Here is a 21,382-nt window from a genome sequence, read left to right as displayed (position 1 = left end):
GAACATTATCCTCAAGCGAAGGATGATAAAAGTGATTGTTAATTTTTCAAGATTATTCTTTAATTTATCTTAATAATACTATGTTTTAATTATCTTGATAATTTGCCTGAAGACAAGGATTTCTTATGCAAAATATAATAAACGGGCCAAAAACAACTGAATTAAACTGGGTAGATGGAATACGTGACGGTAAGCCTTTTAAAGGCCATACCTACGGAATTTCAAACGGCGCCGGCGGCGGCCATAAGGCAATGGCAGATGCCATTCGATTTAAATTTTCACAATCCGCTGAAGAAGGCAATGAGTTTCAACAAGCCGACATCCTAAGAAGCACTTTTCTTCCAACCTTCGTAGCTTCCAAAGTAGAAAGAGCTTGGGATGATGCCAAAAGAGCCGGAGATGTCGCAAAACAAGAAGCTTTAGTCAGAGGTAAATTCTTAGGCTTGATCCCCTATAATGTCTTAGCCGATTATATTTTCTTTATTCCTATCTTTATTAAGACTTTTATTACCCTTCTACGAGACAGAAAAATCACTCAAATTATCGATACTCAGCCTATTGGCACAGGGGCTGTTATTAAAGCTGCAAGGCTTGCAAATTTTCTCTTTAATACTCATGTTCGGGTCTTGAAGGTCATGACAGATTTGCCCAAGGAAGCCATACACTTTGCGCCTGGTTTAAGCCAAGCGGATAGATCTATCTATACTCTTCTTGCCACGCCTCCTTTTAAACCAAAAGAAGGCGAGAGTGAAAATGACTATAACTCGAGGGTAAACGATTGGTGGAAAGAACATTTTGGTTTGGATCCGGGTCAAGTAGAATATATTAAACCCCCTCTTAGACCAGCTTTTGAACAAATAGCCTCTCAACCTGTTCCTCAGGAATTAGGGGTTAAAATCAACTCCGATGAAGAACTTGCCCTTCTTAAGTCTATTTCCATTTTTAAAGAGGAAGATATCCCCAAAGAAGAAAAAACAAACGTTCTTGGCCCGAATGGAATTCCGGTTGAAGAAACCTACAGAAGGCTTTCTTATACGGTAAACCCTGAAGATACAGTCGGGTTGATCACAATTGGAAGCCAGGCTAACATCGAAGCCACAAAAGCTTATGTCAATGACTTGATTGATATGGTGAATCAATCAAACACCATGGTAAGAGAAGGCGAAGAGAGAAGAAAGTTTCATCTATTTGTAGCTTCTGGACGCCATATTCCAAATGAGAATACTCTCTTTAAACAACTTATAGACTTGATTGATGTCAAACAAATCGAAGGCACCTTTCCGGATAATCTATCTATTATCCCAATGGGCTTCCAAAGCGATAAAGAAATGGCCCCGGCTATGAAACGAGCTGATTTTGGTATTTATGGAGCCGGCGGAATCACCTCATTTGAAGTCAACGAAGTCGCCGAAGGTCAAATATTTATCCACTCGGATGCTAAAGGCGCTAAAGTTGAAATGAGCGAGGAGGAGCTGACTCAAGAACTCTTAAAAGGACTTGCGCTTTGGGAAAGAGGAAACGCTGAATCTCAAGTTGAAACCCATGAAGGAAGAGCAGCTTTAGTCTCGCCTCATGACATCTTTAGAAAGCGTCTAGATCAAGTGATTTTTGCGCCTTAAGGTTTATTGAGGATCATCTTTTAATCGATTGAGCGTGCGCCAGCCAAAAAAGAAAAGAATCGCCCCCCCTATTAAATAGAAGGGGAAAAAGTTGGCATCCCACTTTAAAGTAAGGGTTCCGTCTTTTGAAAAGAGAAATAAAACAATTCCAAAAAGACAAAAAATCGACCCCGATAAAAGAAGGGCCAAGGGTAAAATCACATCCCGGCTTTCCCTTTTCTCCTTTGAGAAATGTTCTGTGGAATTATTTTCTTCAAAAGAATGCTCTTGATGGGAATACGCATCTTGCTCTTGAGGATTTGCTTTTTGATAGAGAGGCTCCGGAAATTCAGGCGGCGCTTCCTTTGCGATAGAGGGGCTTAAATAAACTCCGCAAAAAGGGCAATTTTCCTGGTCAAACTGAACCCTGCCTTCACAATTCCAACAAAGCTTGTGTTTGGTTGCTCGAGTCATTCCTTCACTCATTCATTTAATTTAAATCTAAATACAAAAAGAAATTATACAATTACTTAAGCTAATTAGATTTATCTCCCCTAACTAGGTATCTCAAAAAAAAGTCTTTTTAAGCAAGAGCTATCTCCCCGATCCCAAAAGTCAATAAATAGAAGCATTTATATTACATTTGGTAAGGCGAGATTTATTATTAATATTTTCTAAAAATTATTCAATGGCTAAACTTTTCATTCAAGCTATTAAAATTCAGGATAAGTTTTACTCGTGTCAATAATAAAATCATATCTCTTATACCTCGGCGTTAATTCAATATTTTCAATGCTTGAATCATGAAATCCAAAAGCTTTTAAAAGTGCTAACCTCCCATTTTCCTTTTCCTTTTGAACTTCCTGTTTATGCAAATTTTCTTGGAAGATGTAATCGAACAACTCTTCGAAAGACTTTTCCACTTGTTTGCGGCTTAAAATATCAAATACCGGATCTTCTTTTCTTTTTCTTGCTTCAAAATGGTGCGCGAATTGAAAAAGCGGGAACAATCCCTTTCTAATTTCATGATATTCTCCACTCTCTATAGCTTTTCTATTTCTTTCTTTTATTCTATGAATTAATCGATCGAAAGGACAATAAACTAATGTCAAGGTTATAGGAGCTATAAATCTATTTTTTATAAGGGCATGGAAGATAGTTTCTACACTCAAAAGGTCAAGGATTGTGTTCTTACCTTTTTGAGAATCTAAAAAAACTTTTTCTAAAAGCAAGCATTCCCTTTTTAGAGGAATGCCCCATAGGTTCTTTCGCAAATGATCCGCTATTTTTTTTAGAATTTGCCGTGTTCTTATCTTTTCATCTTCAAGAACCTCATTTTTAAAGAAATAAGACTCCCACAAAGCGGCATGCAAAAGATGAAGATCATCTTCTCTGATTTCCAGCACTTCATTTAAAAAAGAAACTTCATCGGGATAATGGGTCTTAATAAACTCTATCGCCATTTTAAAGGATTGTTGGTCTATCCCTTGAACTTGGGTGTCTCTATGCTTTTCTATAAATTTCTGAATGAAAGTAGATTTGCCGGCGCTTGAAGAGCCGACCAAAATAAAAATATGACCTTTGCCAAAACAATGAAATGCTGAATAATCTTTAATTTGAATGCAAAATGATTTTTTTGAAAAGAGATCGCAATAAGCCCCCTTTTTTTTATTTTCCAAAATAGAACCCGTCTTAATTTTATAATAGGGACTTAACTCTCCGATCACTCGCAACTCCTTAAATAAAATAGACTGAAACAATCCTGAAACTCATTTAGATCTTTCTTTGATTTCAAAATGAAGTTCTGTATGCTTAAAAATTAGATACAACTTTTATAATTTGAAAAAAAGTCATGAATTCAAACAAAAATAATCATTTTGACGTTGCCGTTTTGGGAGGAGGCCCGGGAGGTTATCCTGCAGCCATTAAGGCAAGCCAGCTTGGAAAAAAAGTGGCCCTGATTGAGAAAAAAGATTTAGGGGGAACTTGCTTAAATCGCGGTTGCATTCCTTCCAAAACTTTAATTGCTAATGCCAACCTTTGGAAAAAAATTGAGGCTGCATCCCTTTATGGAATAACAGTAAATAACCCGACTTTCGATTACGCCAAAATGGCAAAAAGAAAAGATGAGGTCGTTGAAAAGGTTAGGAATAGTTTAGGTCAGCTTATAGAGGCAAACGGCATCACCCTTTTCCGTGGTTTTGGAAAATTAACAGGTCCTAAAACCATTAAAATTATGGGCGATGAACTATTTGAGATTGAAGCTGATAAAATCATAATAGCCACAGGGTCTGAACCAAAAAGTGTAGCAAGTTTTCCGTTTGATTATGAAAAAATACATGACTCGACCTCGCTTTTAAATTTAACCTCTCTTCCAAAGTCTATTCTAATTATAGGAGGGGGCATTATTGGGTGCGAATTTGCTTCTCTTTTCAATGCCTTTGATGTCGAAGTATCCATTCTTGAAATGATGCCCCATTTAATTCCAACAGAAGCCAAAAACGTTTCGGATACCCTGGAAAAGGCTTTTAAAAAGAAGGGGATTCACCTTTATTTGGAAGCCCTTGTTCAAAAAATTGAAAAGACAAAAACAGGCGTTAGGGCCTATCTTGCAGGCGATAAGACAATCGATGCCGAGATTGCCCTTGTTGCCATCGGCAGATCCTTAAATACCTCCGGAATAGGACTTGAAAATGCAGGCGTTATTGTACTCCCAAATGGTTTAATTGCTGTCGATGAAAAGATGGAAACCAATGTTGCCGGCATCTATGCAGTCGGCGACATCGCCTCCAAATATTGGCTCGCTCACGTAGCGACCCATCAAGGCATTGTAGCTGCAAATAACGCCGCGGGCCAAAAAAGCATCATGCATTATAACGCTATCCCCTCTGTTATTTTTACAGAACCTGAAATTGCCTCGATCGGTTTAAATTTGGAAGAAGCTCTAAACGAAGGGTATGACGCTACAATTGGCAGCTTTCCTTTTCAAGCGCTCGGAAAATCGCAAGCGATCATAGAAACAGAAGGCTTTGCTCAAGTAGTCATAGATAAGAAAACAGGAGAGCTGCTTGGGGCGCAAGTCGTAGGTTACGACGCCGGAAACCTAATAGCCGAAATGGGTATAGCTATGAGTTCTGAATCTACTGTTGAAACCATTATGGACACCATACACGCCCATCCAACCGTTGCTGAAAGCTGGCTTGAAGCGGCTCTTCTTGCCAATGACACCCCTCTTCATCTGCCGAAGAAAAAGAAAAAATCTTTGAGAGAATAATGTTAAAGGAAAATTTCGACAACCGCCCTAAGGCTCTTAAAAAAAAATTGAATGTCCTGCCTCAAAACCCTGAAACTGCAAGTCAAGAAAAAGCAGTGGGTTTAGGAAGATTTCCCTCCTGGCTTCATAGAAAACTGCCAAAAGGACGAGGTCTTTTAGAAACAGGACTTGCCCTTGAAGGTGAACGCCTTCACACCGTTTGCGAAGAAGCTAAATGCCCGAATCTTTTGGAATGCTGGTCAAGAAAAAGCGCTACTTTCTTAGTCATGGGAAAAGTTTGCACAAGGGCATGCGGCTTTTGTGAAATTGGATTTTCAAAAGCGCCGCCTCCGTTAGACCCTGAAGAGCCGAAAAATGTTGCCGAAGCTGCAAAAAAGCTTGGCTTAAAACATATTGTTATTACAATGGTTGCCCGCGATGATCTTGAAGATCAGGGAGCTAATCATTTAATTCAAATTTTGAAGGAAATAAAAAGAGTATTGCCAAATTGCACGCTTGAAATTTTAACCTCTGATTTTAATGGAAATAAAGATTGTCTAAATAAACTTTTGAAAGAGCCGATTGATATTTTTAATCACAATATTGAAACGGTGAGATCTTTAACCCCAAGAGTTAGACATGTGGCTACCTACGAGAGAACTTTAGAAGTCTTAGCTCATATGGCCTCAAATAGGACTTCTCTAAAACCTTATGTCAAATCCGGGCTAATGGTCGGGCTTGGCGAAAGTCGGGATGAAGTTTTTGAAACGATTAGAGACCTAAAAGAGGCAGGCTCAGACATTATTACAATTGGCCACTACCTTCAAGCGAGCAATCGAAAATTGACAGTAAAGGCTTTTATTTCCCCGGAAGAATTTGAGCTCTACAATGAATTTGGTAAATCCATAGGGGTCAAAGCTATGTATACAGGCCCTTTTGTAAGGTCAAGCTATAATGCGGAATCGATTTTAGAAAATCTATAATAGAAAAATAACTTATGGACGAAGAAAACATTCTTGAAACTCAAGGTCTTATAGATGAAAACGACCTGCTTATACTTTTGCATAGAGAGGCTCATTTTGGGGGAAGCTTTCCTTTAATGGCAGCTTACTATGCTAAGGATGGCAAAGGGGTTCAGCCTGAAATTAATCCTAAAAGAATCCAAGAGCTCTTTGAAATTGAGCAGGCAGCGAATCAAAATTTAGCCGCCTTTTTCTTTACGGGTAAAGAAGCTGAAAAAATAAAGGAAGTTCGAGAGCATTATGAACAGCTTCGAGCCCTTTATGAGACTGATAAACCTTCCAAAGAAAAGCTTATCGCTGATTTGATTTTATCTGAAAGTGATCATCCGGAAGAAGAAATACAAGCGATTGCTGATAAGGGAGCCGAGATGCTAATTCCTTTAATCCGGCTTTTGCAAAGTGAAACCTATCATGACCCTCTTTTTCCAGGTTATGGGCTTGCGCCTTCCCATGCTTTAAAATGCATTAGCCTGATAGGAAATGAAAAAGCCATTCATCCTCTTTTTGAAGCCATTGGAAATGAAGGAGTTGAAGGGGAAGAAGAGGCGCTTATCGCATTAAAGCGAATCGGAGAACCTGCTTTTAATTTTTTAGTAAAAGTTGCTAAAAGCAAACCTTTTACAACTGATAATGAAAGAGCAGCCATTGCCCTTATCGCTTTTAAGGATAGGGAAGATGCCGGGAAAGCCGCTCTTGATCTTTTAAAAATACCTGAGCTTCGTCAAAAAACTCCTTATTCTTCTTACTTGGCCCTAGTTTGCGAAGGAATAAAAAACGAAGAAGATAGAAAAGAGTTCATTAAGCTTGCCGAAGATCCTCTATCCCCAAAAATCTTAAAAGATGATATTCAAATGATTTCAAAATTATGGAAAAAGAAATAAAACCAATTGTATCTTGTTGAAATGATTATCAGATAGTTTCTTAAATAATAATAATTAATTCAACTTGCAATTTCTTAAAGATTGGCTCATTCTTTATTCTTTCTCAAATTAATGGCATTTGCTAGGATGCGACTTTAGGCCCTTTCATTGTTCAAGAAAGGAAAAAGAAAAAATTGAGATATAGAGCTCGTGGTTAAACTAAGAGCCGATTTTTAAATTTATTGTAAACATATCAGTAGGCTAAAAGCATGCTAGAGCAAACGAAACCTTATTTGTATTACTTTAAAAAGACAGCTCTTTTTATCGGCATTCTATTTCTACTTCCTCTTTTCACAGGTTGCGAGGGCCGTCGAACGATTGTAAATGGTCTCGATGAAAGAGAAGCCAACGAAATAATAGTTTACCTTGCCACTAAGGGCATTGACGCTCAAAAAGTACAAGCGGCGGAAGCCGGCGGGGGCGGCGCGGCATTGGTTCTTTGGGATATTAGCGTTAAGGAGCCTGAAGCAATTCAAGCCATGTCCTCTTTAAATCAAGCCGGTCTTCCGAGAAGACGCGGCCAGAGCCTTCTTGGCATTTTCCAAAACGTTGGACTTGTGCCGACTGAAATGACAGAAAAAATTCGCTATCAAGCAGGGCTTGCCGAACAAATTGCAAGCACGATTAGAAAAATCGATGGTATTTTAGATGCCGAAGTACAAATTTCCTTTCCCGAAGAAGACCCTTTAAACCCCGGGTCGAAAAAAGGGGAGATTACCTCTTCTGTTTATGTTAAGCATTCAGGGGTTTTAGACGATCCAAACGCCCACTTAGCTAACCGAATCAAGCGTCTTGTGACCTCAAGTATCACAGGTTTAAAATTTGAAAATGTAACTCTAATTCCTGATCGTGCCCGCTATAGTGAAATACCCGGCGGCTTTTCAGGAGTCGGAGAAGACGAAAAACAGTATGTTCAAGTTTGGGGCCTGGTTATTGCAAAAGAATCGCTTAACCTCTTTAGAATTATATTTTTTACTTTTAGCGCGCTTACCCTTATCGGACTTCTCTTTTTAATCTGGCTGCTTTGGAAGATCTATCCCATTCTTCAATCCCATGGAGGCTTAAAAGAACTCCTGCACCTAAAGCCCATTAAAGGGGGCAAAAAAGAGGGTGAAAGCGAGCCTAGAGACGATAAAGAGAAAGCTATAAAATCAGCCCCTGCTGCCAAGGCAGGAGCGCCCGCTCAATCAGAGGAAGCTGCCGATTCAGAAGCTGATTTTGAGGGAGAAATAACTTTTGAATCCGATGAGGACGAGGAAAAGTAATAAACTTTCTTCTCTTTGTCGCCAGCCTTTCTTAACTTTAGAAGGGTTTACGATATAATAGACTTTTTTCAAAAATCGCTTTGGTTTGGAAAATAAGCTGTTTTTTACGATAGATTTTTTGATAAATTTTGAAAGCCTATAAGAGTATATGATTGAAAAATTTAGCAAAAAAAAGGTTAAAAAGAGTCTTTTTAAACAAAAGAGTGGAATTTCGAATAAAGTTTAATAATGGCCCTTGAACCGGGCAAGAGAACGATATGGTAGACCGCGCCCATTTAACATTGAAAGTTTTGATCAGTCGATTCCATAAGGAAGATGAATCTCTTTTCTTAAATGCACTCCCTGATGAAGAAAAAGAATCGATTCAAAAGCTAGATATCGGAGGTAGTACTCTTGAAGGCTTAAGCCTTGAAGGGGAAAAAGTAGTTTCTTCTATCCATTATAGCTGGGCCCTTCCTGTTATTAAAAAGCTTTCCAAACAGGAAAAAGAATGGGTGCTCTCTTCCCTCCCTCCCTCTTACTCAAAAGCCTTAGAAGCGCTAATACAGGAAGATCAGCTCCATTTAAAAAAGTTAACGCCTATGGGTAGAAAATTTTTTACCAACCTTCTTCTTAAAGAATTACAGCCTAAAGAAATATTGCCTATAGCATATCTAAAGCCAACGTCTATGCTCATTTTGCTTAAACTTGATAAGAACTCTCTCTTAGAGCTTATTGATTTTTTAGGCTTATATGATTTAGCCGAAAAAATTAGAAGTGTGGTCGACAAAAAAAAATTAAGCTCCATTTATAGGGCCCTTTCCTCTAAAGAGCAAAAATTCCTAAGTTATAGCTTGAGAAGCGGGGATAAAACCTTCTTATCAGATCTTGACTTAAGCAAATGGGACGGAAATGGCCCTAAACTCAAATCCCTTTTACATAAAAAAGGCCTTTTAAGATTAGCTAAAGCAATTTCTGAAGAATCTCCCGATTTTTTGTGGCATTTATTCCATCGTTTAGATACAGGAAGAGCTGCTTTCCTTGAAAAAAATTTATTGCCGAAGTCAAATGAAATGGTTCAAGCAAAGCTGAAAGATCAAATTCTTCATATATTAAATATTATTACTCCAAGAGGAACTTAAGGGAAAATGAGCGGTAAATTTTTCTCATTTATAAAAGGCGGACGCCTCCATATAGCGCCGGGCAAAAAAATTGTTCCGAAAGATGATTTTTCAAAAATGCTGGAATCCAAAGAAGTCTTGGAAAATGTTCAAAAAGATGCAGCCATTTATCGTCAATCTGTTGCAGAAGAGTGCGAAAAGCTTAAAGAGATTGCCCAAAAAGAAGGTTATGAGATGGGCTTTGAAAAGTGGGCGGAACATCTCGTTGCTTTTCAAAAAAATATTGAATCTTTAAGAGATGAATACACAAAAGTTTTAGCCCCTATTGCCTTAAAAGCAGCTCAAAAAATTGTAGGCAGGGCTTTTGATCTCTCACACGATGCTGTTTATGATATTGTAGCTAATGCCCTAAAGCCCGTCTTGCAGCATAAGCGGATTACGATCTGGGTCAATAAAAATGACCGGGAGATTTTAGAAAAAAATAGAAATCGTTTAAAAGATCTTTTTGAAAATGTCGAACTTCTCTCTATTAGGGAAAGAGAAGATATTTCACAAGGTGGCTGCATTATTGAAACAGAAGGGGGTATTATCAATGCCGAACTCGAAAATCAATGGGCTATTTTAGAAAAGGCCCTTAGCAGCTTATTTAAAAACGATAAAGCACTTGTAAAAGAAAACTTGGAAGCGAAACAAACTGAAAGTAAGAAAGAGGGTTAAAGGTTCCTATGACAATTTCGAGATGGTGGAATAAGACTTTAATTTTCAGGTTTCTTTTCATTTTTTGCTTTTTTGGATGCATTAGCGCACCCCTATACGCACAGCCTCCTGAAAAAACAGTTCAAGAAAGAAAAGCTGAAATAGAAGCTGCAAGACAGCAAAGATTAGAAGAAAGACAAGAGCAAGCAGGGGATGTCTTTGCGCCTTACCAACACCCATCCCTAATCACACAAGCGGTCGCTCTTAGCATTTTTGCCCTCCTTCCTTTCATCATCATGATTTTGACCTCTTTTATGAAAATCGTGATCGTGCTCTCTTTGCTAAGGAGCGCCCTAGGTGTCCAGCAAGCGCCGCCAAACCAGATCATAAACGGCGTTGCTTTCATGCTAAGCCTTTTTGTCATGTACCCGACTGTCCTTGAAATGTATGACATTTCACAAAAAGCGATTGCCAAATATGACACCCCGGCTTCTTTTACAGCTGAAGGATCTTCTGCTTATATTGTTGCTATCGCAAATGATACTAAAGAGCCTTTAAGAGAATTTCTTAAAAGAAACTCAACTGTCAAGCACCAAGCCCTTTTTTATCGAATGGCTTATAGAGTGCTTCCTGAAGATCATCGAGCCAATTTAAAGCCGGATGATTTTATGATTGTTGTGCCCTCTTTTATCACAAGCCAGTTAAAAGACGCTTTTGAAATCGGGGTCTTAATTTACATCCCCTTCTTTGTCATCGATCTTGTGACGTCAAATATTTTGCTTGCTATGGGTATGATGATGCTTTCGCCGGTTACAATTTCAATGCCGTTGAAGTTATTTTTGCTCGTTATGTTGGATGGTTGGACGCTTCTTGTTGAGGGGCTTGTCAATACGTTTAGGTAAGGAATTTTTTTAGAATATAAGGAATAAGGAAACATGTTTCGGACACAAGTCGTTCAGCTGGCCTATCAGGGGCTTTTGCTCATATTAATTCTTTCGGCGCCCCCTATTTTGATCAGTATGTTTTTTGGTATTCTGGTTGCGATTTTCCAAGCTGCCACACAAATTCAAGAGCAAACGCTTTCTTTTACAATTAAGCTTGTGGCGGTGACTTTAACCCTAATGTTTATGGGTGCTTGGCTTGGAGCTCAAATTATGACTTTCTCAATCAATATTTTTACCCACTTTCCGCAGTGGAGCTTAAATTCACGCTAGTGTAAATAATGATTTTTTTAAGAGGCTAAAAATCCGCCTGTGACCGATAGTTATGTTGAAATTTTTTTAAATAGCGCTCTTGCCAAAAACCCTATTGCGGCTCTTTCGCTTTTTTTTCTTTTCCTAGCCAGGCTTTTGCCGATTATCGCGCTATCGCCTTTCCTAGGGGCAAGGGTTCTTCCCCACCCTGTTAAAATGGCTCTTGCGATCACCCTTTTTGCTATTTTCTTACCTAAACTTGTGGAAGTGACAGAAACTCCTTTTAACTTTGACTTTACGCTTCTTATCTATCTTGTGAAAGAGCTATTTATCGGTCTAATTATTGGAAATATCATAAGCCTTCCCTTTATCATTGTTCAAAGCGCCGGAATTATTATCGACCACCAAAGAGGGGGCGCCTCCCTTATGGTGAATGACCCAACCATTCAAAACCAATCGTCCCCTCTTGGAACTCTTTTTAATATGGTTTTGATTTATGTTTTTTTTCTTATCGATGGGCCCTTTCTCTTTTTCGATGCGATTTTGAACTCCTACGAACTTGTCCCGCCCGACAAATTTATCAGTAACTATTTTTTCTCAAAAAATTCTGTTTCTGCTGAAATGATGATCAAGCTTTTCAATCAAGTGATGATCATGTCCGTTCAATTTGCAACTCCAGCTTTAATTGCGATCTTAATGACAGACTCTTTCCTTGGAATAGCCAACAGATTAGCGCCTCAAGTACAGATTACCTTTCTTGGCATGCCTTTAAAATCCCTTCTTGGCTTGACTGTGGTTTGCTTAGGCTGGAATTTAATGGTAAGCTATATGGGCACAACTTCTAACTACTGGATTGTGCAAGTCAATGAAATGATTAAGCTTTTTAGATCGGTCGGTGTCTCAGGAAACCCCACCTAATCGCTTCGATCTTCTAACAACAAGAAGCACTATTCAAAATGGGAGCTCATAAAGTTCCTGCACACCCAAACCCAACTTTTAATAATGGATAACAATGAATATGGATCGCGAATCAGCCTTATTATCAATGTTAAAAGCTATGTGGGGTAAGGGTCACACCTAATTTACGTGGGTTTTATATTGGACAAAAAGATGGAGCAAAATGTCTTTATTTTTATTACGAAAATATTCCATCTAAAAAACCTTCTTTTGAAAAAGTTTCATTGCTGTTTATGTACTCCATCCCTGGTTTTTTACTTTACTCGAAAAGAATAGATTCATAATCAAGAAAAACTAAATTATTAGGGCCTGCTTCATTCATTGCTTTGGTAAAGCAATCCATCTTCATAATTGAGTTAGAGGGGTAATCTTGAGAAATATCGGTTAAGAAGTCTAGGTGCTCAAAATAGTATTCGCCGAAACAACCGTAGGCATTAAAGTTGGTTCGAGGCTGGTTTTTGACATAGGCATAGAGGTTGGGTCCGTCATTGTCTCTAAGGGGATCTTTGGTTATCCAGCGTCCTTCTTCAGAGTCATAGTATCGTCTACCGAAGAATATAAGCCCAGATTCATGATCTAAGCGCTTGTTTGAGTAACCCCAAGGAAGGCATTTGATATTGGATGAGACGTTTTTTTGATTTCCGTAGGCATTGTATTGAATGTTACTTGCAAGTTCTCCTGTTTCCATGTCAACAAGGTAGCTAATGCATCCTTTATGGTCATTAATAGTAGCAAGAGCCTGATTCAAGCTCTATTGCCAGAGTGGATTTGTAATCTTCAGCTGCAGGGTTCTTTAAAACTCTAAAAGAAGATAGTTCTCCTTTAGAGTTAAAAGACCCTATTTAATTATCAAAACAGTATAAATATTTTTCATAATCGATGTTTCCATTGGAATCTTTAACTGTTTTGGAAAGCTTTCGATTAAAAGGATCGTAACTATAAGAGGCTTCAATTCCGTTACATTTATAAGAAGTTAACCTGCCAAGAGCATCATAGGTATATGTGCAAGTGTCATTGCCTTTCGCTTGATAGGTCAAGTTACCATCAAGATCGTACTTATAAGATGAGTTATCTCCCTTAGATTCTATTTGATTTAATTCATTAATCTCATAAAGCTCATCATTTTTTTGAAGACGATTATTAAAGGCATCATATTTATAGTTATTTGTGAAAGACCCTTTTTCCTCAGTTAATTGATAAAGCTCATCATAAGAGAAATTTTCGTGATGAGTATTGTGTTCGATCTGGATTAAGTTCCCATCAAGATCGTACTTATAAGAAGTATGATCCCCTTTAGACTCTATTTGATTTAACTCGTTAATCTCATAAAGCTCGTCATTTTTTTGAAGACGATTATTAAAGGCATCATATTTATAGTTATTTGTGAAAGACCCTTTTTCCTCAGTTAATTGATAAAGCTCATCATAAGAGAAATTTTCGTGATGAGTATTGTGTTCGATCTGAGTTTCTTTTTGGATTATATTACCAGCCCTGTCGTAAGTTAGTCTTCTGACCAATTATCTGATCTTGTGCTTTCAAGTTTACCCATTTTATTATACTTATAGCTTAGTGTCAGATGAGGTTGGCTTTCTTTAATAAGTCTGCCGAAAAGGGCATATTTATCAACCTGATACTGATAACTTTGGCGATGATTGGAGTTGCATCTCGTGACTTTAAACAGTTGCCCCGCCATATAATCATAGTCGATCGAGGAGTCATCTGGAAGATTTAAGCTTGTGATACGGCCCAAATAATTATATTGATTCGATAATCAATTACCGAGAGTTTCTTTTAAAACTATGAAAATATTGCTAAAGAAAAGAGTGTTAATAAAATAATGATGTGAAATAATCCATTGCACGAAATGAAGCTTAATAATGAGGTGACGAATGTCTCCCATTCAAAATGAAGTTATTAGCGTGTCTGCATTACTTATTTTTAGGATACTTATGCCTCAAAAAAACAAACTAAGAGACTGTCTTTTTTTTATTTTTGCATTTATTTGCGCACATTTTCTAGCTACAAGCTTAGAGGCCTCTCAAGTCGATCTGAAAAGCATGAGCACAAAAGATTTCATTTCCTATTTGGAAAGAAAAGAAGATTCTGTACTTTTTAAAAATCCAGAAATGGAATGGAGCCAAGAGCAAATCGACTTTTTGATACGTAAAATTGAATTTCATGATGAGAATGCAAAAAGAACCTTCAATGACGCAAAGGATAGATGTTGGTGGCTTCCTCAAGTTGACTATAGAATTAAAGCTCAAAATTGTTTCGCAGCTATTTTTGTAACAATTGCACCTGGTACCCCGCAGTCAAAATTAATTTCCGGTCTATTGACCCTGCTTTGCAGCTATGGTATAAACTGCCTTGACGAATGGGAATATATCGAGAATAAACTCATGTGGTGTGAGTACCATTATGCTCAAAAAGAATATTATGAAAGTTTACTGATAGAAGAATGTGAGCCTTAAAATTTAAGTTTAATTCATTATGAAAATTGAGCATTGCTAAGATATTAAAAATTCCAAAGTTTGCGATTAAAAGCAAATTAATATAATATCCAAAATTAAAAAAATTGCCCGTGAAGCCCAGTGGGGATAAAATGAGGGGTTTCTGCCCGGGCTATTTCTTTAAAGGTCTCAGCTTCCAATACTAAAAGAAATGAGGAATGATCCCGTTTATCAAAAATAACTGATAAAACGACGCCCTCGTCCTCTTTTTCACCCTTAGGATTGGCAACAAATAGGGCTTCTCCCGGAAAGCATCCCTTTTCTTTCCATTCAGATAATTTTTTAGATTTTAAATCGAATTTATAAATAGCAGCGCCCTCTTCTTCCCAATCTTTTGGGTCGATAAGATAGAGGAATTGATTATCTTTTCCATCCCACGCCTCATTAATTCGAGGAAACTCAACGGCAAAGTCTAAAAGGGTTTCTTTTTCGATGTGAGGGCTATTGAAAGAGATATGGAATCTTTCAAGCTTTGGTAAATTTGTTATTGGCTTAAAGTTGCCATAGTCGCTTAACTCATCGATAATGGAGGCGTCTTTATAGGTGACAATGTCTAAGGAGAGCCCAAGTTCTGTCTCTCTTGCATTAGCATGATGAAATGCGAAAAACGAATCGCCCTTATACTCCCCTTTAATTGCCCCGGTTTTCCTTGAAATCACTAAAAAGTTAGTCCCTAACTTTTCTTTCCATTCAAAATTTCTGATAAAAGGAACGCTACTTATCAGAAACTCTAGCGGTTTTACTAAAAACGGGTATTCCGCAAGCACAATATAATTCTCAGTAATTGAAAAGCTATGCATGTAAGACGGGCTTTTAACAAGCGTTTTTGAGAGGATTTGTCGTTCAGAGGATAAGGGGTCGATTTGATAAACAGTGTAATAACTTTTGAGGCCATATTCAATTAAGTAATTGATGACTTCTTTAGAAACCGGATTGAAGTGGGGATGCGCCGATTCCCAACACTTATCTTTAGGCAAATGATCTTCATAATTAAAGACACCAAGAGTCTCTAACGTTTTTACATCAAATTTCACAGGCAAAGGAATCTCTGTTAGAGCGATGTAAGAATCCGCTATTTTGGCAACGTTAATATTAGCATTATGCAACACAGGAGTTTCAGAAAAGAAGGTCTTAAACTTTTGGAAAAGAGAATGGCATGGGTCGCTTGCAAAACCTAAATAATCAATAGAGCCTTTCTCAAAGACTTGGTTATAAGCAGCGGTTCTTAAAAAACGATTACTGTAACCGATTCTCTTATTTTCTATATTGAAAGCATGGAGCATCGCAAGCCCATCGAACCAGTGATTTAACGGTTTGCCATTAACCGCCACATCAATCGGTCCATTTCGGATTAAAGATCCTTGAAGCCACTCAGGTAATGTTCCTTTAAGCTCTAGAGGAACATTAGAAACTTCCGTTTCAAGTTCAACAAAAACTTCATTTCCATTTATAAAAAAATTGCTCACTATTATCCCTTAAAAGCACCATAAATAAAAAGGCTTAAACAAATGTCTGTTTCAAACGGGTATTCAATCAAAGATTCAGAAAATTCATTTTCCCTATCCCCTTTTCATAAACTTCCGGATGAAATTACGCAAAAGATTCTTATAGAAGCCAATTGGTTAAGAAGTGTTGAAGTATGCAAGCTTTGGAGATCTTGCCTGATTGACAGTAGATTAGTCTCTCAATCGATTGGAAAAAATGCCATTTTGCAAAATTTTTGTAGAAGGATGATTGGAAAGCAAGAAGAGGTTTCAACCAAGCAAGAACGTCTGAATTTAGCCTTGGCAAAGATCACTGACTTCGGTTTCAACCCTAATTTAAGTCTTCACTTCGTTTCAAGAATCAGCTCCAGTTTGGAAGGAATGGAGGCTCTTAAATGCTTTTTTACTCATTTAGCAAAAAGGGAAGATCTAGAAGAGGCCTCTGAATTAATGAATTCGTCCACTTTTAAAAGATCAAAAGCTTTGGATCAACATCTTCTTATGAGAAGATGGTTTCGCAAGCATCAATCAAAACTCGCTCTTATTGAAAAATTAGAACTAATCGGAATCGGACTTACTGAAATACCCCAAGAAATACAATTTTTTACAGGGATAAAGGTTTTAGATCTAAAAAATAATCAGATAACTTTTCTGAGCCCGGATCTATTTGTTGCTTTACCAAAACTTGAAAAAATCAATTTAAGAGGGAATCTGTTGGAAACGATACCCGTTGACTGGGGTGACAAGTTATCTTGCTTAAAGTATTTGTTTATCTCCCATAATAAACTGAGGGGACTGCCGCCAAATTTTGGAAAGTATTGGCCCAATTTAGTTTCTCTTTGTCTTTCACATAACCTTTTAAAAGAAGTGCCCAAAAGCTTTAATTGCCGTTTTCAAAAACTTGAAATCCTCATGCTTTCTCATAATCAGATTGAAACCCTTTCTGAAACGTGCTGTTCTTCGATGACTTGTTTAAAAACGCTTGATTTGCACTCGAATCAATTAAAGGCATTGCCAAATAAAATAGGCATAAACTCCCCTTTAACTGCTTTCAGCTGCGATCTTGAGGTTAATAAAATACCGCAAAAGCTTAAAAAAATAATGAAAAAAGTGGTCTGTTAGGAAGAGGCTTTCTGAATTCGTTCCCGAAGAGTATCCCAAAGCCCGCCTTTTGGCATATCCATGTCGACCCAAACTGATTGATAGCCTCTTCTATCAAGAAGTCTTAAGAGATGATATAAGTTTTTAGAAGCCTCAGCGGGCGAGTTTAAGTCTGAAAGGTAAAGAGGGTTTAAATCATCAGGATAGGTTTTGTCTTTAAACCCTAAAACCGCTTCAATTTTTGAATCAGGTCTTTTTTCAGATAGAATGAGAGAGGCTTTTGGAGCGTAGTGTCTGTATTTTTGGCCCGGGCAAACAAGTTTCTTGTCAGAAGCTGGTTTTGGGCTATACCCGAGGACTTTTTCTATGGACTCTAAAGAAAGCGACCCTCTTCTTCCAAGTTCCCAAACCCCTTCTTTTAAAACAAGGATGGTCGACTCTATCCCTTTTAGAGTGCGTCCGCCATCAACCACGGGAAAATCTTCGCCAAAGTCTTCTTCAACATCTTCATAGGAGGTTGCGGATGGCTTTCCCGATAAATTAGCGGATGGCATTACAATCGGCCCCAAACTCCTGATAATCTCAACTGGGATAGGGTGACATGGCATTCTAAAGGCAGCCGTCGGCAAATTGGCTCGAACCAAAGGTGAAATCAGCTTGTCAATAACCGGCATTACAAGAGTTAAAGGCCCTGGCCAAAACGCTTTGGCAAGGTCATAAAAAGTGTTTTCATCTTTTATTAGATACCTTTTAACTTCATCAATTGAACTGACATGAAGGATTAGAGGGTTATCGAGAGGTCTTTTTTTAAATTCGAATATTTTTTTGATAGCTTCATCTGATGAGGCTTTTGCAGCAAGCCCATAAACGGTTTCGGTTGGCAGCCCGACAACTTTTTCATTATTTAATAACTCTATGGCAAGGCTAACAGGGATACGCAAAGTAAAAAACCTTTAAGAAAGAAGACGAAGAGTGTCTTTTAAGCTATTAATAAAATAGAGGACTTCTTCAGGAGTATTGTAAAGGCCAAAAGAGGCTCTTGCCGTAGACTCAACATTAAAGCGTTTCATGGCAGGTTGCGCGCAGTGATGCCCGGTTCTTATGGCCACCCCTTTTAAATCAAGGAGAGTTCCAATATCTAATGAATGGGCTTTATCGTGAACAAAACTAATAATGCCGGCTTTGTCTCGCGCTTGTCCTATTATTTTCAAATGCGGGATGGCAATCAATTCCTTTGTAGCCATTTCCAAAAGCTTTTTTTCATGCTCTGAAATGACATCAAGCCCAATTTTTGAGACGTAATCTATACTCGCGCCAAGCCCTATGACCTCTGCGATCATTGGCGTCCCGGCTTCAAATTTTAGGGGAAGCACATTGTAGGTTGTCTTTTTGAAGGTCACCGATTGAATCATGTCACCCCCGCCTTGATAAGGAGGCATAGCCTCTAAAAGCGCTTCTTTTCCATAAAGAATCCCAATCCCTGTCGGCCCATAAAGCTTATGTCCTGAAAAAACATAAAAGTCCGCATCAAGATCTTGAACATCAATTGTCATGTGTCCGCTAGCTTGCGCTCCATCAATTAAAACTTTAGCTCCGGCTTTATGAGCTAAATTAATGATTTCTTTAACGGGATGGATAGTTCCTAGGGCATTTGAGATATGGGCAATAGATACAAGTTTAGTCTTTTCATTTAGCATTTTCTTAAAAGCGTCAAGATCAAGTTCCCCTAAATCATTTACAGGGGCCACACGAAGAATCGCTCCCCTATCTTCTGCCATAATCTGCCAGGGAACGATATTTGAGTGGTGTTCAATCTCGGAGATTAGAATTTCATCGCCGGGTTTAATAAATGCTTTGCCAAAAGAGTAGGCGACTAAATTAATTGATTCTGTCGTTCCTCTTGTAAAAATAATCTCATGCGCTTCTTTTGCATGAATAAAATCCCGAACTTTCTCTCTTGTCTTTTGGTAATTTACGGTCGATAAGGTAGAAAGCTCATACACCGCCCTATGAACAGTCCCATAGTGGTCTCTATAGAAATCGTCGATAGCGTCAATGACCGTATTCGGCTTTTGAGCGGTTGCAGCCGTATCCAAGTAAACAAGCGGCTTTCCATGCATCGTTTTTGATAGCATAGGAAAATCTTCTCTTGCATGCTTAAGCTTAAGATCAAGCTCTACCGCTTTTTCCATAATATTCGACCTATTAGATATAATTGTCTGCTTGGTTGCTTAAAAGAGATCTTAAAGACTCCAGAGGAATCATTTCAACCACCTCTTTCAAGAAAGCTCCGATAAGTATATTTTTGGACAGATCCTTGCTTAATCCTCGAGACTCAAGATAAAACAACTCTTCTTCATCCAATCTGCCAATAGTGGCTCCATGGGAGGCTTTGACATCAGCTGCAAAAATTTCTAGGTTAGGCTTGCTATCCGCATGAGCTCTTTCACTTAAAAGTAAGTTGTTATTAAGCTGAAAAGCATCTGTGCCATCGGCGGTTTCCCTGACCAATATTTTACCTTCAAAGCTGGATTTAGAAAAATCTTTAAGCACATTTTTAAAAAGCTGTCTTGACCTGCAATTCATCGTTTGGTGATCAACAAGAACATGCACATGGCCTTCCGCTTTCTCATCTAAAAACGCAACGCCATCAATCGCGCATTCTGAATTTTCAGAAGCTAAAGTGACACGGTAATCCTGTCTTACAACACCCTTGCAATTATTAACTGTATAGCTTGTAAATTTGGAGTCCCTTTTTAAGTGAGCTCTAATAGCATCTAAATGCCAAACAGATTCATCTAAATTAAAAGAACTTAACGAAATTTTTGTCTGGGCATTGTTTTCAAGGGCAAAGTCCATGACTCCATTAATAATATAATCTTTTCCCGAAAGAGAAGCATAAGAAACATGAAAATCGGCTTCTGCTTGCGTAGATAAAAAGATTTGGAGCCTTGGGGTTACAAGCATCGGGAACTCTTCCGTATCGATGACATGAAGAATTTGAATCGGCGTCCTCGATTGGATGCCGGGGGGTACATAGATAAAGACGCCATCTTTATGCATGGCTGCGTTTAAAGCTGCAAAAGGATCGGTTTCTTCTTTCAGCGTTCTCGCAAAGTGGCTATTTAAAAAAGTTCCATAGGTTCTTGTGGCCCTCGAGAGAGGAGAGATGACAACTTGGTCATGGATGCCCTCAAGCTTTGAAAGCTCTTGTCTAAAAAAGCCATTGATAAAAACGATGCAAGAAGATTCGCATTCTTTAAATATAAAAGGGGCGATATCTTGTTCTTTACGCTCGGTTGGAAAAGAAGCTACAATATTTTTAGAAAAAAGCTCCCGGAGCTTGATGTAACGGTAAGGCTCATCTTTTTTCTCCGGCAAGCCAAGTTCCTGAAAATGATCCCAGGCCTTAACTCTAAAACGCTGGAGCGAATCGCCTTCCACATATTCATTATAAATGCGCTCAAGATTGTCTAAAAATATTTCTTCCCGGGATTGTCCTTGCGTCATCATTCGGCTACTTCCTCTCCCTTCTCAAGCCAGTCATAACCGCGCTCTTCCAAGGTTAAAGCAAGTTCAGGGCCTCCTGATTCCACAATCTTGCCATCAAGCATCACATGGACAAACTGCGGTTGGATATAATTTAGTAAACGCTGATAGTGGGTGATTAAAACAAGCGATCTCTCAGGGCTCATGAGTTTTTTAACGCCGCATGCCACAATCCTCATGGCATCAATATCAAGCCCCGAGTCTGTTTCATCTAAAATCGCAAGATAAGGCTCTAGAATAGACATTTGGAGGATTTCATTTCGTTTTTTCTCCCCCCCTGAGAAACCTTCATTTAAACTTCTTTTTAGAAATTCCGGTCTAATTTCCATCATTTCCATACGCTCTTCCAAAAACTTTTCAAATTCGGGTTTTGTCACTTCTTTAAGCCCTTTAGCCTTAAGATGGGCATTGTAGGCCGTTTCAAGAAATCTAAAATTAGTGACGCCTGCAATTTCAAGAGGGTATTGAAAGCTCATAAAAAGGCCAAGATGGGAGCGCTCCGAGGGTGATAGCTCAAGAAGATTTTTGCCTCTAAAATGGACTTCGCCTTTTGTCACCTCGTAAGAGGGGTGTCCGGCTAAGACTTTTGCTAAAGTAGACTTTCCGGCTCCATTCGGACCCATAATGGCATGAATTTCACCGGGATGGATCGTCAGATTAACGTCTTGTAAAATGGAATTGCCGTCTATTTCAGCGGCTAGGTTTTTTATTTCAATAATGGGGGTCGCCATGGA

At 38.4% G+C, this 21,382-nt stretch carries 22 protein-coding genes; 12 read left to right on the top strand and 10 right to left on the bottom strand.

All coding sequences use genetic code 11. From position 1 onward, the window contains the following. Positions 1-125: 125 nt before the first annotated feature. A complete protein-coding gene (locus CSEC_RS08940) occupies positions 126-1,619 on the top strand; it encodes a glycosyltransferase family protein (RefSeq protein WP_041018086.1) in 1,494 nt (497 codons plus the stop codon). A gap of 3 nt (positions 1,620-1,622) precedes the next feature. Here the strand turns inward: CSEC_RS08940 and CSEC_RS08935 are convergent, their stop codons facing one another. Next, complete coding sequence (locus CSEC_RS08935; protein ID WP_154017673.1) at positions 1,623-2,072, bottom strand: hypothetical protein; 450 nt, start codon at positions 2,070-2,072, stop codon at positions 1,623-1,625. Between the two features lie 239 nt (positions 2,073-2,311). Further along, the gene (locus CSEC_RS08930) at positions 2,312-3,325 is read right to left on the bottom strand and encodes a hypothetical protein (protein ID WP_041018084.1); all 1,014 of its coding nucleotides are present in this window, start codon (positions 3,323-3,325) and stop codon (positions 2,312-2,314) included. A gap of 125 nt (positions 3,326-3,450) precedes the next feature. Between CSEC_RS08930 and lpdA the strand changes: the two genes are divergently transcribed. The 9 genes from lpdA (at position 3,451) to CSEC_RS08885 (ending at position 11,965) form a co-directional block, all read left to right on the top strand. Further along, positions 3,451-4,872, top strand: coding sequence for a dihydrolipoyl dehydrogenase (lpdA, locus tag CSEC_RS08925; RefSeq protein ID WP_041018083.1), 1,422 nt, complete (start codon positions 3,451-3,453; stop codon positions 4,870-4,872). Further along, the gene (lipA, locus tag CSEC_RS08920) at positions 4,872-5,834 is read left to right on the top strand and encodes a lipoyl synthase (protein WP_041018082.1); all 963 of its coding nucleotides are present in this window, start codon (positions 4,872-4,874) and stop codon (positions 5,832-5,834) included. Before lpdA ends, lipA begins: the two co-directional genes overlap by 1 nt. A gap of 14 nt (positions 5,835-5,848) precedes the next feature. Then, positions 5,849-6,754: a hypothetical protein gene (locus CSEC_RS08915; protein WP_053331947.1), complete on the top strand. Its 906-nt coding sequence runs from the start codon at positions 5,849-5,851 to the stop codon at positions 6,752-6,754. Between the two features lie 248 nt (positions 6,755-7,002). Further along, entirely contained in the window at positions 7,003-8,058 is a 1,056-nt protein-coding gene (sctJ, locus tag CSEC_RS08910) for a type III secretion system inner membrane ring lipoprotein SctJ (RefSeq protein WP_053331946.1), read from the top strand. A 257-nt stretch (positions 8,059-8,315) separates the two neighbouring features. Beyond that, the gene (locus CSEC_RS08905; RefSeq protein ID WP_041018081.1) at positions 8,316-9,179 is read left to right on the top strand and encodes a hypothetical protein; all 864 of its coding nucleotides are present in this window, start codon (positions 8,316-8,318) and stop codon (positions 9,177-9,179) included. A 6-nt stretch (positions 9,180-9,185) separates the two neighbouring features. Continuing rightward, entirely contained in the window at positions 9,186-9,875 is a 690-nt protein-coding gene (locus CSEC_RS08900; RefSeq protein WP_041018080.1) for an HrpE/YscL family type III secretion apparatus protein, read from the top strand. An 8-nt stretch (positions 9,876-9,883) separates the two neighbouring features. After that, entirely contained in the window at positions 9,884-10,756 is an 873-nt protein-coding gene (sctR, locus tag CSEC_RS08895; protein WP_237559232.1) for a type III secretion system export apparatus subunit SctR, read from the top strand. Between the two features lie 33 nt (positions 10,757-10,789). After that, complete coding sequence (sctS, locus tag CSEC_RS08890) at positions 10,790-11,068, top strand: type III secretion system export apparatus subunit SctS (RefSeq protein WP_041018079.1); 279 nt, start codon at positions 10,790-10,792, stop codon at positions 11,066-11,068. 39 nt (positions 11,069-11,107) lie between these two features. Beyond that, complete coding sequence (locus CSEC_RS08885) at positions 11,108-11,965, top strand: EscT/YscT/HrcT family type III secretion system export apparatus protein (protein ID WP_041018078.1); 858 nt, start codon at positions 11,108-11,110, stop codon at positions 11,963-11,965. Positions 11,966-12,263: 298 nt separating this feature from the next. On the opposite strand, the gene CSEC_RS08880 is transcribed toward CSEC_RS08885, so the two are convergent. From CSEC_RS08880 to CSEC_RS13145, 3 genes are all read right to left on the bottom strand, one after another. Further along, positions 12,264-12,752: an RHS repeat domain-containing protein gene (locus CSEC_RS08880; RefSeq protein WP_041018077.1), complete on the bottom strand. Its 489-nt coding sequence runs from the start codon at positions 12,750-12,752 to the stop codon at positions 12,264-12,266. Positions 12,753-12,846: 94 nt separating this feature from the next. Beyond that, complete coding sequence (locus tag CSEC_RS08875; protein WP_041018076.1) at positions 12,847-13,521, bottom strand: RHS repeat domain-containing protein; 675 nt, start codon at positions 13,519-13,521, stop codon at positions 12,847-12,849. Further along, positions 13,506-13,697: a hypothetical protein gene (locus CSEC_RS13145; protein ID WP_161780979.1), complete on the bottom strand. Its 192-nt coding sequence runs from the start codon at positions 13,695-13,697 to the stop codon at positions 13,506-13,508. The genes CSEC_RS08875 and CSEC_RS13145 overlap by 16 nt, the downstream gene beginning before the upstream one ends. A 196-nt stretch (positions 13,698-13,893) precedes the next feature. Between CSEC_RS13145 and CSEC_RS13445 the strand changes: the two genes are divergently transcribed. Beyond that, positions 13,894-14,475, top strand: a complete 582-nt coding sequence (locus tag CSEC_RS13445) for a hypothetical protein (RefSeq protein ID WP_237559231.1) — start codon at positions 13,894-13,896, stop codon at positions 14,473-14,475. Positions 14,476-14,570: 95 nt separating this feature from the next. Here the strand turns inward: CSEC_RS13445 and CSEC_RS08865 are convergent, their stop codons facing one another. Next, complete coding sequence (locus tag CSEC_RS08865) at positions 14,571-15,980, bottom strand: carotenoid oxygenase family protein (RefSeq protein WP_053331945.1); 1,410 nt, start codon at positions 15,978-15,980, stop codon at positions 14,571-14,573. A gap of 42 nt (positions 15,981-16,022) precedes the next feature. Here CSEC_RS08865 and CSEC_RS12790 point away from each other — a divergent pair, with 42 nt between their 5' ends. After that, on the top strand, positions 16,023-17,120 hold the full coding sequence (locus CSEC_RS12790) for a leucine-rich repeat domain-containing protein (RefSeq protein ID WP_053331944.1): 1,098 nt from the start codon (positions 16,023-16,025) through the stop codon (positions 17,118-17,120). Here CSEC_RS12790 and CSEC_RS08855 read toward each other — a convergent pair. The 4 genes from CSEC_RS08855 to sufC are packed head-to-tail and all read right to left on the bottom strand — an operon-like array spanning position 17,117 to position 21,379. Beyond that, positions 17,117-18,040: an L-threonylcarbamoyladenylate synthase gene (locus tag CSEC_RS08855; protein ID WP_041018075.1), complete on the bottom strand. Its 924-nt coding sequence runs from the start codon at positions 18,038-18,040 to the stop codon at positions 17,117-17,119. The two genes, CSEC_RS12790 and CSEC_RS08855, sit on opposite strands and share 4 nt — an antisense overlap. Positions 18,041-18,052: 12 nt before the next feature. Next, on the bottom strand, positions 18,053-19,291 hold the full coding sequence (locus CSEC_RS08850) for a cysteine desulfurase (protein WP_041018074.1): 1,239 nt from the start codon (positions 19,289-19,291) through the stop codon (positions 18,053-18,055). A gap of 13 nt (positions 19,292-19,304) precedes the next feature. Then, entirely contained in the window at positions 19,305-20,612 is a 1,308-nt protein-coding gene (gene sufD, locus CSEC_RS08845) for a Fe-S cluster assembly protein SufD (protein ID WP_041018073.1), read from the bottom strand. Next, on the bottom strand, positions 20,609-21,379 hold the full coding sequence (sufC, locus tag CSEC_RS08840) for a Fe-S cluster assembly ATPase SufC (RefSeq protein ID WP_202593701.1): 771 nt from the start codon (positions 21,377-21,379) through the stop codon (positions 20,609-20,611). The genes sufD and sufC overlap by 4 nt, the downstream gene beginning before the upstream one ends. Positions 21,380-21,382: the final 3 nt, after the last annotated feature.

This window comes from Criblamydia sequanensis CRIB-18, assembly GCF_000750955.1.
In the GTDB taxonomy this organism is placed as follows: Bacteria; Chlamydiota; Chlamydiia; order Chlamydiales; family Criblamydiaceae; genus Criblamydia; species Criblamydia sequanensis.
Note: the sequence above shows the minus strand (reverse complement) of the source record. Positions and strands in the feature narration are given on the sequence as shown.

Coding starts and splice junctions, on each gene's coding strand:
- CSEC_RS08940 (WP_041018086.1), top strand. CDS start 126: ATGCAAAATATAATAAACGGGCCAAAAACAACTGAATTAAACTGGGTA.
- CSEC_RS08935 (WP_154017673.1), bottom strand. CDS start 2,072: ATGACTCGAGCAACCAAACACAAGCTTTGTTGGAATTGTGAAGGCAGG.
- lpdA (WP_041018083.1), top strand. CDS start 3,451: ATGAATTCAAACAAAAATAATCATTTTGACGTTGCCGTTTTGGGAGGA.
- lipA (WP_041018082.1), top strand. CDS start 4,872: ATGTTAAAGGAAAATTTCGACAACCGCCCTAAGGCTCTTAAAAAAAAA.
- CSEC_RS08915 (WP_053331947.1), top strand. CDS start 5,849: ATGGACGAAGAAAACATTCTTGAAACTCAAGGTCTTATAGATGAAAAC.
- sctJ (WP_053331946.1), top strand. CDS start 7,003: ATGCTAGAGCAAACGAAACCTTATTTGTATTACTTTAAAAAGACAGCT.
- CSEC_RS08905 (WP_041018081.1), top strand. CDS start 8,316: ATGGTAGACCGCGCCCATTTAACATTGAAAGTTTTGATCAGTCGATTC.
- CSEC_RS08900 (WP_041018080.1), top strand. CDS start 9,186: ATGAGCGGTAAATTTTTCTCATTTATAAAAGGCGGACGCCTCCATATA.
- sctR (WP_237559232.1), top strand. CDS start 9,884: ATGACAATTTCGAGATGGTGGAATAAGACTTTAATTTTCAGGTTTCTT.
- sctS (WP_041018079.1), top strand. CDS start 10,790: ATGTTTCGGACACAAGTCGTTCAGCTGGCCTATCAGGGGCTTTTGCTC.
- CSEC_RS13145 (WP_161780979.1), bottom strand. CDS start 13,697: ATGGCGGGGCAACTGTTTAAAGTCACGAGATGCAACTCCAATCATCGC.
- CSEC_RS13445 (WP_237559231.1), top strand. CDS start 13,894: ATGTCTCCCATTCAAAATGAAGTTATTAGCGTGTCTGCATTACTTATT.
- CSEC_RS12790 (WP_053331944.1), top strand. CDS start 16,023: ATGTCTGTTTCAAACGGGTATTCAATCAAAGATTCAGAAAATTCATTT.
- CSEC_RS08850 (WP_041018074.1), bottom strand. CDS start 19,291: ATGGAAAAAGCGGTAGAGCTTGATCTTAAGCTTAAGCATGCAAGAGAA.
- sufD (WP_041018073.1), bottom strand. CDS start 20,612: ATGATGACGCAAGGACAATCCCGGGAAGAAATATTTTTAGACAATCTT.
- sufC (WP_202593701.1), bottom strand. CDS start 21,379: ATGGCGACCCCCATTATTGAAATAAAAAACCTAGCCGCTGAAATAGAC.